Here is a 14,036-nt window from a genome sequence, read left to right as displayed (position 1 = left end):
TCAGGCCGCCTTGGCCTTGGTCGCGTACATGTCCACGTACTCCTGGCCCGAGAGACGCATGACCTCGGCCATCACCGAGTCGGTGACGGCGCGCAGCACGTAGCGGTCGCGGTCCATGCCCTCGTACCGGGAGAACTCCATCGGCTCGCCGAACCGGACGGTGACCCGGCCCGGGCGCGGCATGCCGGCGCCGCCGGGCTGCAGCTTGTCGGTGCCGATCATCGCGAAGGGGACGACGGGCGCGCCGGTCATCAGCGTCAGGCGGGCGATGCCGGTGCGGCCCCGGTAGAGGCGGCCGTCGGGGGAGCGGGTGCCCTCGGGGTAGATGCCGAAGATCTTGCCCTCTTCGAGGATCCGGCGGCCGGTCATCAGGGCGGCGACGCCGCCGTTGGCCCCGTCGCGGTCCACCGGGATCATGCCGGCGCCGGTGAAGAACCAGGCCATGGCCCGGCCCTTGATGCCCTTGCCGGTCACGTACTCGTCCTTGCCGATGAAGTGGACCGTGCGGTCGCACACCAGCGGCAGGATCATCGAGTCGATGAAGGTGAGGTGGTTGCCCGCGAGGATCACCGGCCCGGTGCCCGGAATGTTCTCGATGCCCTCGACGCGGGTGCGGAACATCAGGCGCATGACGGGTCCGACAGTGGCTTTGATCAGGCGCGTACGGAACAACGTGGGCCCTCCGGCATCGAAAAGCTAAGGTTCTCGCACCCACCACTCGGCGGTAGTGCAGGTGAGGACGATACTCGCGGGTCCGCTCTGATCGCACATCGGGTTCACGAGGTGGATACGCAGTGTTGACGCACGTTTCCGCCGTGTTCCGCCCGCGCACCCCCGCCCGCCACCGACTCTTGCCTACCATCGGCACGCGGATTCGGGCCGCAGGCCCCGGAGATCCCGGGACGCCCGCCCCTTGTCCGATGGGGAGTGGGCACTCATGACACAGGGTGGGGCAGCGCGGCGCACGGTACTGGGCGCGGCCGTCGTGGCGGCGGGCGGAGCCTTCGGCGGACTGGCGGCGGGCGGTACGGCCGCGGCGTCGGAGAGCGGCCACGGGGGAGGCCCGGGCGGCGGGTACCGCGACCTGCCGGTGCCGACGGTCATCGGACACCGCGGAGCCAGCGGCTACCGGCCCGAGCACACGCTCGGTTCCTACCAGCTCGCGCTCGACCTCGGCGCCGACGTCGTCGAACAGGACCTCGTGCCCACCAAGGACGGCCACCTGGTGTGCCGCCACGAGAACGAGATCGGCGGCACCACGGACGTCGCGGACCACGTCGCCTTCACGTCCCGCAAGACCACCAAGACGGTCGACGGGGTCGCGGTCACCGGCTGGTTCACCGAGGACTTCACCCTCGCCGAGCTCAAGACCCTGCGGGCGAAGGAACGCATCCCCGCCCTCCGCCAGCGCAATACGCTCTACGACGGCCGCTGGGACGTCCCCACCTTCGAAGAGGTGCTCCGCTGGGCCGACCGCGAGGGACGCCGCCGCGGAAAGCGCGTGTGGCTGCACGTGGAGACCAAGCACCCGAGCTACTTCCGGGGCCTCGGTCTCGGCCTGGAGGAGCCCCTCGCCAAGCTGCTGCGCCGCTACGGGCGCGACCGCCGGGGAGCCCCGCTCTTCCTGCAGTCCTTCGAACCCTCCAGCATCCAGCGGCTCTCCCGGCTGGTCTCCGCCCCGCGCGTGGTGCTCCTCTCCGCGGCGGGCACCCGCCCGTGGGACTTCGAGCTGGCCAAGGACCCCCGGACGGTCGCCGATCTGGTCAAGCCCGAGGGGCTGCGGTGGATCGCCGGCTTCGCCCAGGGCATCGGGCCGACCATGGACCTGATCCTGCCGCGCGACGCGGCCGGCAAGCTCGGCGCCCCGACCACCCTGGTCGCGGACGCCCACGCGCAGGGGCTGATCCTGCACCCCTACACGGCGCGCAACGAGAACAACTTCCTGCCGGCCGACTTCCGCAAGGGCACCGACCCGACGGCCTACGGGGACGCCTTCGGCGCCTTCAAGGCCTACTTCGAGCAGGGCATCGACGGCATCTTCACCGACCAGCCCGACACCGGGCTGCTCGCGGCGGAGGCCTTCCGCCCGGGCCGAGGCGTCAACGCCTGACCGGAGCTTCTCGTACGAGTGGGCCGTGCCCGGCGGGGAAACCGCCCGGCACGGCCTTCGCGTCCCGCCCGGCATGGACCTGCTGAAGGCTGACCTCCCCGATCTCCCCGGTCTCCCCGATCTGTTCGAAAAGCTCCGCCCGCTGCTCTCGGCCGAAGCCGCCGCGGAGACCGCGGGCACCGGAGTGGACGCCGCCGACCTGGAACAAGCCGTCTGGGTCAGGCTGCTGGAGCACCGGCGCATCCCCGCCGAACCCGCCGACTGGCTGCGGCGGGCGGTGCGCGGGGAAGCCCGCCGCGCGCGGCGCAGGGCACGGCGCGAAGTTCCGTACGACCGGCCGTCCGTGCAAGGCGCGGGGACCCGTACCAGCACGGGCACGGAACCGGAAGACGCCCTCCTGCACGGCGAGGAGAACCGGGCCCTCCGATCGGCGGTCGCCCGATTGCCCGGAAGGTGTCCGGAGCTCATGAGGGCACTTCTTTCGCCGAGGGACCTCACCTACCGTGAAATCGCAGGAGAGTTGGGTATCTCACAAGGAAGTTTGGGGCCAGTCCGTTCCCGATGCCTGGGATGTCTGCGCAGAATGCTGGCCGTAGAGGTTGCGGCTCCCGCCCTGCGGGGAATGGAGCGGTAGACCAAAAGGCCACCAGGTGAGCGGGAGGCATGCGCACATGGGCATGAGCGTGACCATTTCGGCGGCAACTGCCGAGGATGCCGAGCAGATCATCAAGCTGCAGTATCTGGCGTTCCAGAGCGAGGCCGAGCTGTACGGCAACTACCGCATCCAGCCGCTCACCCAGTCCCTGGACTCCCTCAAGGCCGAGCTGGCCGCGGACACCGTCCTGGTGGCCCGGCTCGGCGAGGAGATCGTCGGAGCCGTGCGCGGCACCGTCGACGAGGAGGGCACCGGCAAGATCGCCAAGCTCTGCGTGCACCCCCGGCTCCAGGGCCACGGCCTCGGCGCCCGGCTGCTGAGCGCGGTCGAGGCGGCCCTGTCGGGCAACGACGCGACCACCCGCTTCCGGCTGTTCACCGGCCACAAGAGCGAGTCGAACCTGCGGCTCTACCGCAAGGCCGGCTACACCCAGGTCGGCGGGCGCACCGCGTCCGACGGCGTCCGCCTGGTGATCCTGGAGAAGGAGGCCAAGGAGGCCACCGACTTCGCGGTCAGCGCCTGAGCACCTCAGCGCCTGAGCCTCTGAGCCGGCCGGGCGTCTAGCGCTTCGCCCGGAGCCAGAGCATCCCGGTGATCGGCAGGATCACCGGGATGAACAGGTACCCCATCCCGAAGTCCGACCACACGGTCGCGTCGGGGAAGGCCTCGGGCCGCGCCAGGGTCCAGGTGCCCACGACGAGGACGCCGGCCAGCTCGGCGGCGCAGCAGATCCGCGCCGCCTTGCGGGCCGTCTCCCCGCCGCGCACCAGCGAGTACGTGATGAAGGCGTAGACGAGCGCGGCCACGGCCGACAGCGAGTAGGCGAGCGGGGCCCGGTCGAATTCGGTGGAGATCTGGTAGATCGAGCGCGAGACCGCACCGACGGTGATCACTCCGTAGAACCAGACCAGCAGCACCCCGGGCCCGGTCACCAGTCGCTTGCGCCCGGCCGGCGGGGTGGCGGCGGTCGTGGCGTCCGTGTCGGTATCAGGCACCGGTGTTTCCCCAGATGTCGTAGAGCCGTACTTCGAGCACGGCGAGGACGACCGCTCCCGCGGCCACCGTCACCGAACCCCATTTGGTCCGCTCGCTCAGCGAGAGGAACCCCGCCGCCGGGATGGTCGCGAAGGCGCCCACCAGGTAGGCGAGGAAGAGCACCGTGCCCTGGCCGGGCTTCTCGCCCCGGCCGAGCTGGACCAGGCCGATCACCAGCTGGGCCAGGACCAGGACGGTCACCACGGCCATGCCGATGAAGTGCCAGTCCTTGGTCGGCTGGTCCCGCCAGGCGGCGACACCGCACCAGGCGGCGAGAGCGAGTGCGGCCACGCCGATGGCGACCGTCAGGGCGTCGAGCATGCAGCGAGGGTATTACGGGCCGAAAGACCCGATGCGCTCACCCCTGCCCCGGGGCTTTCCTTGAAAACATGAACCTGCTGCATGGGAAGCTCGGCCCGCAATTCGACGCGCTGCTGTTCGACAACGACGGCACGCTCGTCTCCTCGATGGAGTCGGTGCACCGCTGCTGGACCCGCTGGGCCCGCGAGTACGGGGTCACCGAGGAGGCCTTCGCCGCGGTGGAGCTCCACGGCCGCCCGGCCGCGGAGATCATCGCCGACCTCCTGCCCGAGGACGTACGGGCCGGGGCGCTCGCGCGCATCCAGGTGCTGGAGACCGAGGACGTGGCGGGCGGCGTGGTCCTGCTCCCCGGGACCAAGGAGCTGCTCTCGGCCCTTCCCGCCGGCCGGTGGGCCGTGGTCACCTCCGCGACCCGCCCGCTGGCCGAGGCCCGGCTGCGGGAGGTCGGCATCGACTGCGCGGAGCTGGTGGCCGCCGACGACATCACCCGCGGCAAGCCCGACCCGGAGCCCTTCCTGCTGGCGGCCGCCCGGCTCGGCGTGGACCCGGCCCGCTGCGTCGTCTTCGAGGACGCCCCCGCCGGCCTGGCCGCGGGCCGCGCCGCCGGGATGACCACCGTGGCCTTGACCACAACGCACCCGGCCGCCGAACTCGAGGCGGACGTGGTCGTACGGGACCTCTCGGCCGTGTCCGTGCTGGTCGGAGCCGATGGTGTGACGATCGAGACGGACGATCGGCCCTGACCGGTGTTGTCCGGTATGCGGCCGAAATCCGTCCGCTATTCGGACACCTTTGATCGGTGACGGGGAACGTCTGGTTTACTGGGCCCATGACCACGACGAGCAGCCGCACCCTTGCGACCGAGGCGACGATGACGCCCGGTGCTCGTTGTATGTGTCGAATGCGCGCCTTCTGAGGGCCCCTGCACCAGGTCTCACGCCCCGAAGCGAGACCGGCCGAGCAACTCCCGTCACCCCCGTGTGAACCCGGAACGCTCCTGCCCCGCGCACGCGCCGAAGCCGTCGATTTACGTTTTTTCGGCGGGTTGCCCGTATCGCGTCCCCAGATGTTTGCCCCGTGCCCGGCACCCGCTGCACCGTGCACTCGACAGCGACGGAAATCCTGTGATCACCACATCGGGCCTCACGAAGGTCTACTCATCCCGCGGCCGAGAGGTCACCGCCCTGGACGGCGTCGACCTGCACGTCCGCCAGGGCGAGGTCTACGGAGTCATCGGCCAGAGCGGCGCCGGAAAGTCCTCCCTGATCCGCTGCGTGAACCTGCTGGAGCGCCCCACCACCGGCACCGTGTCCGTCGACGGCGTCGACCTCACGGCCCTCGCCGGCCGGGGCCGCCGCGCCGGCAAGGAACTCCGCGAGGCCCGCAGCCGCATCGGCATGGTCTTCCAGCACTTCAACCTGCTGTCCTCGCGCACCGTCCAGGGCAACATCGAGCTGCCCCTGGAGATCCTCGGGGTCTCCGGCCGCGAGCGCTCCCGCAAGGCCGCCGAACTGCTCGACCTCGTCGGCCTCGCCGACAAGGCCAAGTCCTACCCCGGCCAGCTCTCCGGCGGCCAGAAGCAGCGCGTCGGCATCGCCCGCGCCCTGGCCGGCGACCCCAAGGTGCTGCTCTCCGACGAGGCCACCAGCGCCCTGGACCCGGAGACCACCCGCCAGATCCTCCAGCTGCTGCGCGACCTCAACCGCCAGCTGGGCCTGACCGTCCTGCTCATCACGCACGAGATGGACGTGGTCAAGTCCGTCTGCGACTCGGCCGCCCTCATGCGGCAGGGACGGATCGTCGAGGCCGGGACCGTCACCGAGCTGCTCGCCACCCCCGGCTCCGAGCTCGCCCACGAACTGTTCCCGCTGACCGGGTCCGCGACCACCGCGGAGCACACGGTCATCGACGTCACCTTCCACGGCGAGACCGCGACCCAGCCGGTCATCTCCCAGCTGGCGCGCACCTACAACATCGACATATCGATTCTCGGCGCCGCGATGGACACCGTCGCGGGCCGGCAGATCGGCCGCATGCGCATCGAGCTGCCCGGCCGCTACGAGGACAACGTCGTCCCCGTCGGCTTCCTGCGCGAGCAGGGCCTGCAGGTGGATGTCGTGGAGGCGGAGACGGACGTCGACGGCGAACTGGCCGAGCTGGTCAAGGATGGTGCGAAGTGACCTGGTCCGAAATGCAGCCGCTGCTCACGCAGGGCACCTTCGACACCCTCTACATGGTGTTGTGGTCCGCCCTCGTGACCATCCTGGGCGGACTGCCCATCGGCATCCTGCTCGTCCTGACCGACACGGGTGGCCTGCTCCAGAACCGCGCGGTCAACAAGATCCTCGGCGTGATCGTGAACATGGGCCGCTCGCTGCCCTTCATCATCCTGCTGATCTTCCTGATCCCGGTCACCACGGCGATCGTCGGCACCTTCATCGGCCCCACCGCGATGATCGTCCCGCTCGCCATCGGCGCCATCCCCTTCTTCGCCCGGCTCGTCGAGACCGCCGTCCGCGAGGTGGACCACGGCCTGATCGAGGCCGTCGAGTCCATGGGCGGCGGCATCCCGACCCTGGTCGGCAAGGTGCTCCTGCCGCAGGCGCTGCCCTCGCTGATCGCCGCCGTCACCACCACCGTGATCACGCTGATCGGCTACTCGGCCATGGCCGGCGCGGTCGGCGGCGAAGGCCTCGGCTCCAAGGCCATCACGTACGGCTTCCAGCGCTTCGAGACCGGCTTCATGATCGCCACGGTCGTGGTGCTGATCGTGCTCGTCACGGTGATCCAGCTCATCGGCGACGGCGTGGTACGCCTCCTCGCGCGGCGCGGTCGGACAGCCTGATCCGGGCCTGAGCCGGACATACACCAACTTTTCCCAAGAAAGCCCGCACTTGTCGTGCTTGGGCCGTCATCCATGAAGCAAGACGCAAGAAAGGCACTCTTCGTGCGCAAGAACATCAAGCTCACCGCCCTCGCCGCCACCGTCTCGGCGCTCGCCCTCGGACTCACCGCCTGCGGCAGCTCTTCCGACCCGTCCTCCACCAAGGCCGACGGCGGCAAGACCGACGAGAGCAAGCCCCTGGTCGTCGCGGCGTCCCCCTCCCCGCACGCCGACATCCTGAAGTTCGTGAAGGACAACCTGGCGGCCAAGGAAGGCCTCAAGCTGGAGGTGAAGGAGTTCACGGACTACGTCCTGCCGAACACCGCCACCCAGCAGGGCCAGGTCGACGCCAACTACTTCCAGCACGTGCCGTACCTCGACGACTTCAACAAGAAGAACGGCACCGACATCGTGCCCGTCGTGAACGTGCACCTGGAGCCCCTGGGCCTGTACTCCAAGAAGGACAAGGCCCTCACGGACATCAAGGCCGGCCAGACCATCGCCGTCCCCAACGACCCCACCAACGAGGGCCGCGCGCTCCAGCTGCTCGCCGCGAACAACCTCATCACCCTCAAGGAGGGTGTCGGCACCGCCGCCAAGCTGTCCGACATCACCGACAAGAAGGGCCTGGAGTTCAAGGAGCTGGAGGCCGCCACGGTCCCGCGCGCCCTGAACGACGTGGACGCCGCCGTCATCAACGGCAACTACGCCATCGAGGCCAAGCTCGTCCCGGCCAAGGACGCGCTCGTCCTGGAGAAGGCCGAGGGCAACCCGTACGCCAACATCCTCGCGGTCAAGAAGGGCAACGAGAACGACCCGCGGATCCAGAAGCTCGCCAAGCTCCTGAACTCCCCCGAGGTCAAGAAGTTCATCGACGACAAGTACGAGGGCTCGGTCATCCCGGCCTTCGGCAAGTCGGCCGCCTAGTCCGGCCCGTGGCACCCGGCCGGTTCGAACCGGCCGGGCCCGGCAACCGGCCCCGTACACCCCACCGGTGTACGGGGCCGGGCGCTGCCCGCTTCCGGGCAGCCCGGCCCTGCACATCACCAGGCCGATGCTGCATGCTGTGGCCTACGACCTGCTGCGGCCCGAGTACCCCGGGTAGACGGACCCGCACCACGGTCGCCTCGCACCACGGTCGCACCACGGTCTCAGGCTTGGAGCTGCGCATGACTACCACCTTCCCGGACGTCACCATCAGCACGGACCGGCTGGTGCTGCGCCCCTTCGAGGAAGAGGACGTCACCGCGCTCGCCGAGATGATGAACGACGAACACGTCACCGCCTGGACCTCCGTCCCGCACCCCTACACCTACGCCGACGCGGTCACCTGGGCCACCAGGACCTCCCACGCCGAGCGCACCGAGGGCCGCGGCATCGTCTTCGCCGTCACCGAGTTCCTCACCCAGCGGCTGGTCGGCATCGTGCACCTGCAGGACACCGACTGGCGGACCCGCACCACCGAGGTCGGCTACGTCACCGCCCCCTGGGCCCGCGGCGAGGGCTACGCCAGCGAGTCCGTCCGCGCCGTGGCCCGCTGGCTCTTCACCGACCAGCGCTTCGAACGCCTCGAACTGCGCACCGCCGCCGACAACACGGCCTCCCAGCAAGTGGCCCAGAAGACCGGTTGCATCAGTGAAGGGGTCCTGCGCAACGCCTGCATAGTGCGCACCCAGAACCCCGACGGCTCCTGGACCGACACCCGCAGCGACCTCATCGTCTGGGGCCTGGTCCCCGAAGACCTCGACGAGGACGCCGACGGGTACTCCAGCTCCGGCGACGAGTACGGGGACGACTACGGCGACGGGTACTCGGACGGCTATTCCGTGGGCTACGCGGACACCCGCGCCGATACCCGCGACGGCTACCGGATCCTGCCCTCCCAGGCGAGCGACGCGAACGGCTACCCCGTCTTCTCCGACCGGAACTGACCGGACGACCGGGTAGTCTCACCCAGACCGCCCCCCCTCGACGAAGCTTCGCCCTGACCCGGCCACCGCCGGGCGGGGCCCCGCTCCCACACCAGGAGACTGACGACGATGGCCGACCGGGTCACGGTGATCGGCTGGGACGGCTCCCCCCTGACCGCGGCAGCCCGGTCCGCGCTCTCCGCCGCCACCCTGGTGGCCGGCGCCGCCCACCACCTCGCACTCCCCGAAATCCCGCCCACCGCCGAACACGTGCGCCTGGGCAGCCTCTCCCTCGCCGCCCGCCGGATCGCCGGCCACCGCGGCACCGCCGTCGTCCTCGCCGACGGGGACCCCGGCTTCTTCGGCGTCGTACGGGCCCTGCGCGCCCCGGAACACGGCCTGGAGGTGGAGGTCGTACCGGCCGTCTCCGCCGTCGCCGCCGCCTTCGCCCGCGCCGGGATGCCCTGGGACGACGCCCAGGTCGTCGTCGCCCACAGCCGCACCCTGCGCCGCGCCGTCAACGTCTGCCGGGCCCACCCCAAGGTCGCCGTCATCACCTCGCCCGGCGCCGGCCCCGCCGAACTCGCCCTGCTGCTCGAAGGAGTCCACCGCACCTTCGTCATCTGCGAGGAACTCGGCACCGACAAGGAACAGGTCACGGTCCTCACCTCCGACAAGGCCGCCGACCACAGCTGGCGCGACCCCAACGTCGTCATCGTCATCGGCGGTACGGGACCGGCCGCGACCGCCGCCGAACCGGCCTGGCTGCTCGGCCGGAGCGCCGCCCCGACCGCCGGACGGGGCTGGGCCCGCCCGCAGATCGACGTAGGGGAAGGGGAGTCCACGCAGCTGCGCGCCGCCCAGCTCGCCCGGCTCGGCCCGCGCACCGGGGACCTCGTCTGGGACATCGGCTCCGGCTCCGGTGCCCTCGCCGTGGACGCCGCCGCCCTCGGCGCCGCCGTCATCGCCGTCGACGCCGACCGGCTCGCTTGCGAACGCACAACGGCCGCCGCCCGCGCCCGCGGTGTGCAGCTCCAGGTCGTCCACGGCCGCGCCCCGCACGTACTCGAAACCCTGCCCGAACCCGACGTCGTCCGCGTCGGCGGCGGCGGAGCCCAGGTCGTCGCCGCCGTCGCCGACCGGCGTCCCGAACGGATCGTCAGCCACGCCTCCACGCGCGACGAGGCCGAGGCCATCGGCCGGGTCCTGGCCGAGGGCGGCTACGCCGTCGAGTGCGCGCTGCTCCAGTCCGTCGGCATGGACACCCGTACCTGGGCCGAACAACAGCGCTCCGTGGTGTTCCTGCTGGCCGCCGAACGCCCCGTTAACCGCCCGGACCGACCCTAGCCACGAGCCCGGGGTAGGCTGGCCGATCGTCACACCGCCCGGACGATTCGGGCAGGCGGCTCCGGCCGGACGCGCGACGTGGCGCAGTCCACAGAGGACCGTGCCGGTTATGGCCGCCGCGGTGGCGAACGGGCAGGACAATACTTACTGGTTGTCGTGCGGTCGTACGTGAGGCCTCGTGGGCGACCGGGCAGTCGAAGAGGCAACACCGATGGGCGAGGGGTACGCATGACTGACACCGGCCAGGTTCCGGGCGAGGGTCTCCCGGACAGCACGGGCATGGTGGATCAGCAGGGCGTCCCCGCCCCGGTTCCCCCGTCCTCCCCGGCGACCGGGAGCTACGCCTTCCAGGACCTCGTGGACAACCCGGCCGAGCCGGAGGACGAGGAACTGCTGCTGATGCCGAGCAGCCAGGGCGCGTGGAGCGACCCCCAGGTCGTCCCGCCGGTGCCCGCCTTCCCCGAGTTCCCCGAGCCCTCCGCGTACGTGGACGCCCCGTACGCGGACGCCCCTTATGCGGACGGCCCCTACGCCGATTTCGCGGCGGCCCCCGGGTACCAGCAGCCCCACCCGGCCCCGCTCCCGGTTCCCGAGGCGCCCCTCGGCTACGAGAGCGCCGGCTACCCGCAGCAGTCCTTCGACGGTCAGCCGTTCGCGGGGCAGCCGTCCTTCACCGACGCGCCGGCCGCCTCCTATGCCGACGCCTCCTACGGCGCCGGTGCGCACGAGGCCGGCGGCCGGGACTCCGGTGCGCTGGACCTCGGCGGCCTCGTGGCCCCGCAGCAGTCGCAGCCGCTGTCCGCTGCCCAGCCCCAGTCACCGGCCCCGGTCGCCGCGGCCCCCGTGCGGCGGCCGCTGCACATGGGCCCGCCCGTGCCCGAGGCCACCGGCGGAGTCGTACGGTCCCTCGCGGACCGGGGTCCGGCCGCGGCGCCCGCGCAGGCCCCGGTGCCGCCGGCGCCGGTCGCGCCCGGTCCCGTCCCCGTCACCCCCGAGTCCGTTGCCCCGGCACCCGCCCCGGCCATGAGCACCCCGGCGACGCCCGTCCCGGTGCGGCAGTCCGGGCCGCCGACCACGGGTCCCGAGTACCTGGACTTCACGCAGGCCGAGGCCGAGCACGTGCCGGGCGCGGCGCCGCAGCCGGTCGAGATCCCGGTGCAGGCCGGCACGCCGTGGCCCGTGGAGCCGGCCGCCGAGGCCGAGCGAGCCCCGGAGGCCGTGGAAGCCGTCTCCGAGCCGGTGGCGGAGCCCGTTCCCGATTCCGTGGCCGAGCCCGTGGCCGAGCCCGTCGCCTTCGCCGGGCCCGAGCCGGTCCTCGTGCCGGAGCCCGCGGCCGTCGCCGATCCGGTTCACGTGGAGCCCGCGGCGGAGGTCGCCGCCGAGCCCGTCGCCGTCCCCGAGCCCGAGGCAGCCGTTGTACCGGTGCCCGAGCCCGTGGCGGTTCCCGAGGCCGAGTCCGTCGTTGCCGCCGCCGTCGTCGAGCCCGCGCCCGAGCCGCAGCCCGCAGAAACGGTGACCCAGGCCGAGGAGCCGGAGCTCCTGCCGGAGCCCGCCGCCTCCGTCGACGCCGATGCCGCTGTCGTCGTAGCAGCGCCCGAGCCCGAGCCGGTCGCCGTCGCGCAGGCCGACGTACTCCCGGAGGCCGAGGGCCCCGAGGCCGGCACCGAGCCGCAGCCCGAGCCCGAGCTGGAGTACGAGCCCGAAGCCCCGGTCACCGAGGCGGCCCCCGGATACGCCGACGCCGAGCGCGAGGCCGTCCTGCGCGTCATGCGCGAGCGCCGTGACATCCGCAAGGGATTCCGCCGCGACCCCATCCCGCACGAGGTGCTGCTGCGCGTCCTGGAGGCGGCCCACACCGCGCCCAGCGTCGGCCACTCCCAGCCGTGGGACTTCGTCGTCATCAAGTCCGCCGAGACCCGCCGGACGATGCACGAGCTCGCCGAGCGCCAGCGCGAGGCCTATGCGAAGTCGCTGCCCAAGGGCCGTGCCAAGCAGTTCAAGGAAATCAAGATCGAGGCCATCCTCGACACCCCGGTGAACATCGTGGTCACCGCCGACCCCACCCGCGGCGGCCGCCACACCCTGGGCCGGCACACCCAGCCGCAGATGGCCCCGTACTCCTCGGCCCTGGCCGTGGAGAACCTCTGGCTCGCCGCGCGCGCCGAGGGCCTCGGCGTCGGCTGGGTCAGCTTCTTCGACGAGCGCGAGATGGTCCGCGAGCTCGGCCTGCCGGAGCACCTGGAGGTCGTCGCGTACCTGTGCATCGGGTACGTGGACGAGTTCCCCGACGAGCCCGAGCTCGCGCAGGCCGGCTGGTCGCAGCGCCGCCCCCTCTCCTGGGTCGTGCACGAGGAGACGTACGGGCGCCGCGCGCTGCCCGGCGAGGAGCCACACGACCTGCTCTCCGAGACCGTCGCCAGCATCCGACCGCTCGACGCGAAGGCGCTCGGCGAGGCGTGGGAGCGGCAGAAGCGCATGACCAAGCCCGCAGGGGCCCTCGGCATGCTCGAAATCATCTCGGCCCAGCTGTCCGGCCTCTCGCGGGTCTGCCCGCCGCCGATCCCGGAGCCCGCCGCGGTGGCGATCTTCGCGGGTGACCACGGCGTGCACGCCCAGGGGGTCACCCCGTGGCCCCAGGAGGTCACCCTGCAGATGGTGGCCAACTTCCTGGGCGGCGGCGCGGTCTGCAACGCCTTCGCCAACCAGGTGGGCGCCGAGGTCTGCGTGATCGACGTCGGCGTCGCCGGCGACCTCCCGGCCACGCCGGGCCTGCTGCCGCGCAAGGTCCGCCCGGGCACGGCCGACCTGTCAGTCGGACCGGCGATGACCCGCGAGGAGGCCGTCGCGGCCATCGAGGTGGGCATCGAGACGGCCCGCGACCTGGTGGCGGCGGGCAACAAGGCGCTCCTCACGGGAGAGATGGGCATCGCCAACACCACGGTGTCGGCGGCGCTGATCTCGGTCTTCACCGGGGTGGACCCGGGCGAGGTCACCGGGCGGGGCACGGGCATCAACGACGAGACGCACGCCCGCAAGGTCGAGGTCGTGCGGCGCGCGCTGGAGCTCCACCAGCCCGACCCGGCGGACCCGATCGGCGTCCTGGCGGCGATCGGCGGCCTGGAGCACGCGGCGATCGTGGGCCTCCTCCTCGGCGGAGCCTCCCTGCGGACCCCGGTGATCCTGGACGGCGTCAGCGCCGGAGCGGCCGCCCTGGTGGCCCGGGCGATCGCCCCGGAGTCGCTGTCGGCGTGCATCGCGGGCCACCGCAGCGCGGAGCCCGGCCACGTGGCGGCCCTGAACAAGCTCGGCCTGCGCCCGCTGGTGGACCTGGACCTGCGCCTCGGCGAGGGTACGGGGGCGCTGCTGGCGCTGCCGCTGGTGCAGAGTGCTGCGCGGGCGATGCACGAGGTGGCGACGTTCGACTCGGCGGGTGTCACGGAGAAGTAGGCCCGCTCGCTGCGGGGCCGGCGCCGGGGACGGGGTGGGGTGTCGTCCGGGACTCATGATTTATGGCGCCCCCTGCGCGCTGCGTCCCGGACGGCCTTGTTTTCGCGCCAACAAATCACGTTTTACGTCCCGGACGACACCCCACCCCGTCCCCGTCCCCTGGGGAGTCCGGCCGCCCCGGCACAATTCAGCCTCTCCGGCACAATCCAGCCCCTCCGGCGTTTGAGGAGCGGGGGTCCGGGGGCGGAGCCCCCGGTTTCGGGAAGGGGCGGGGTGGGGAATGCCCCGCAGGGCCCGCCCGAGCCGCTTCGGCCCCGCGGCCGCACG

General features: G+C 71.9%; 13 protein-coding genes. 10 read left to right on the top strand and 3 right to left on the bottom strand.

Features of this window, described 5'->3' with window-relative positions:
• Positions 1-630, bottom strand: coding sequence for a lysophospholipid acyltransferase family protein (locus tag OG435_RS10725; RefSeq protein ID WP_112453204.1), 630 nt, complete (start codon positions 628-630; stop codon positions 1-3).
• A gap of 307 nt (positions 631-937) precedes the next feature.
• Between OG435_RS10725 and OG435_RS10720 the strand changes: the two genes are divergently transcribed.
• The 3 genes from OG435_RS10720 to OG435_RS10710 all read left to right on the top strand — a co-directional run bounded on the left by OG435_RS10720 (position 938) and on the right by OG435_RS10710 (position 3,288).
• A complete protein-coding gene (locus tag OG435_RS10720) occupies positions 938-2,110 on the top strand; it encodes a glycerophosphodiester phosphodiesterase (RefSeq protein ID WP_266876581.1) in 1,173 nt (390 codons plus the stop codon).
• A gap of 73 nt (positions 2,111-2,183) precedes the next feature.
• Positions 2,184-2,744 (top strand): sigma-70 family RNA polymerase sigma factor, encoded by a 561-nt coding sequence (locus OG435_RS10715; protein WP_266881621.1) that lies wholly within the window; start codon positions 2,184-2,186, stop codon positions 2,742-2,744.
• Positions 2,745-2,781: 37 nt separating this feature from the next.
• Complete coding sequence (locus OG435_RS10710) at positions 2,782-3,288, top strand: GNAT family N-acetyltransferase (protein ID WP_266876580.1); 507 nt, start codon at positions 2,782-2,784, stop codon at positions 3,286-3,288.
• A gap of 37 nt (positions 3,289-3,325) precedes the next feature.
• Here the strand turns inward: OG435_RS10710 and OG435_RS10705 are convergent, their stop codons facing one another.
• Both OG435_RS10705 and OG435_RS10700 read right to left on the bottom strand, forming a co-directional pair.
• Entirely contained in the window at positions 3,326-3,760 is a 435-nt protein-coding gene (locus tag OG435_RS10705) for a hypothetical protein (protein WP_266876579.1), read from the bottom strand.
• Positions 3,753-4,121, bottom strand: coding sequence for a hypothetical protein (locus tag OG435_RS10700; protein ID WP_266876578.1), 369 nt, complete (start codon positions 4,119-4,121; stop codon positions 3,753-3,755). The genes OG435_RS10705 and OG435_RS10700 overlap by 8 nt, the downstream gene beginning before the upstream one ends.
• A 68-nt stretch (positions 4,122-4,189) precedes the next feature.
• On the opposite strand from OG435_RS10700, the gene OG435_RS10695 reads away from it, so the two are divergent.
• The 7 genes from OG435_RS10695 (at position 4,190) to cobT (ending at position 13,709) form a co-directional block, all read left to right on the top strand.
• On the top strand, positions 4,190-4,864 hold the full coding sequence (locus OG435_RS10695) for an HAD-IA family hydrolase (RefSeq protein ID WP_266876577.1): 675 nt from the start codon (positions 4,190-4,192) through the stop codon (positions 4,862-4,864).
• Between the two features lie 381 nt (positions 4,865-5,245).
• Complete coding sequence (locus OG435_RS10690) at positions 5,246-6,301, top strand: methionine ABC transporter ATP-binding protein (protein WP_266876576.1); 1,056 nt, start codon at positions 5,246-5,248, stop codon at positions 6,299-6,301.
• A complete protein-coding gene (locus OG435_RS10685; protein ID WP_266876575.1) occupies positions 6,298-6,966 on the top strand; it encodes a methionine ABC transporter permease in 669 nt (222 codons plus the stop codon). Before OG435_RS10690 ends, OG435_RS10685 begins: the two co-directional genes overlap by 4 nt.
• A 102-nt stretch (positions 6,967-7,068) precedes the next feature.
• The gene (locus tag OG435_RS10680) at positions 7,069-7,932 is read left to right on the top strand and encodes a MetQ/NlpA family ABC transporter substrate-binding protein (protein ID WP_266876574.1); all 864 of its coding nucleotides are present in this window, start codon (positions 7,069-7,071) and stop codon (positions 7,930-7,932) included.
• Between the two features lie 242 nt (positions 7,933-8,174).
• Positions 8,175-8,936: a GNAT family N-acetyltransferase gene (locus OG435_RS10675; protein ID WP_266876573.1), complete on the top strand. Its 762-nt coding sequence runs from the start codon at positions 8,175-8,177 to the stop codon at positions 8,934-8,936.
• A 108-nt stretch (positions 8,937-9,044) separates the two neighbouring features.
• Positions 9,045-10,262: a precorrin-6y C5,15-methyltransferase (decarboxylating) subunit CbiE gene (gene cbiE, locus OG435_RS10670; protein ID WP_266876572.1), complete on the top strand. Its 1,218-nt coding sequence runs from the start codon at positions 9,045-9,047 to the stop codon at positions 10,260-10,262.
• 228 nt (positions 10,263-10,490) lie between these two features.
• On the top strand, positions 10,491-13,709 hold the full coding sequence (cobT, locus tag OG435_RS10665; protein WP_266876571.1) for a nicotinate-nucleotide--dimethylbenzimidazole phosphoribosyltransferase: 3,219 nt from the start codon (positions 10,491-10,493) through the stop codon (positions 13,707-13,709).
• Positions 13,710-14,036 lie beyond the last annotated feature (327 nt).

The organism is Streptomyces sp. NBC_01264, from assembly GCF_026340675.1.
GTDB lineage: Bacteria > Actinomycetota > Actinomycetes > Streptomycetales > Streptomycetaceae > Streptomyces.
Note: the sequence above shows the minus strand (reverse complement) of the source record. Positions and strands in the feature narration are given on the sequence as shown.

What these genes read in the sequence shown, in the direction of transcription:
- OG435_RS10725 (WP_112453204.1), bottom strand. Translation starts at nt 630, where the DNA reads ATGCGCCTGATGTTCCGCACCCGCGTCGAGGGCATCGAGAACATTCCG.
- OG435_RS10720 (WP_266876581.1), top strand. Translation starts at nt 938, where the DNA reads ATGACACAGGGTGGGGCAGCGCGGCGCACGGTACTGGGCGCGGCCGTC.
- OG435_RS10715 (WP_266881621.1), top strand. Translation starts at nt 2,184, where the DNA reads ATGGACCTGCTGAAGGCTGACCTCCCCGATCTCCCCGGTCTCCCCGAT.
- OG435_RS10710 (WP_266876580.1), top strand. Translation starts at nt 2,782, where the DNA reads ATGGGCATGAGCGTGACCATTTCGGCGGCAACTGCCGAGGATGCCGAG.
- OG435_RS10700 (WP_266876578.1), bottom strand. Translation starts at nt 4,121, where the DNA reads ATGCTCGACGCCCTGACGGTCGCCATCGGCGTGGCCGCACTCGCTCTC.
- OG435_RS10695 (WP_266876577.1), top strand. Translation starts at nt 4,190, where the DNA reads ATGAACCTGCTGCATGGGAAGCTCGGCCCGCAATTCGACGCGCTGCTG.
- OG435_RS10675 (WP_266876573.1), top strand. Translation starts at nt 8,175, where the DNA reads ATGACTACCACCTTCCCGGACGTCACCATCAGCACGGACCGGCTGGTG.
- cbiE (WP_266876572.1), top strand. Translation starts at nt 9,045, where the DNA reads ATGGCCGACCGGGTCACGGTGATCGGCTGGGACGGCTCCCCCCTGACC.
- cobT (WP_266876571.1), top strand. Translation starts at nt 10,491, where the DNA reads ATGACTGACACCGGCCAGGTTCCGGGCGAGGGTCTCCCGGACAGCACG.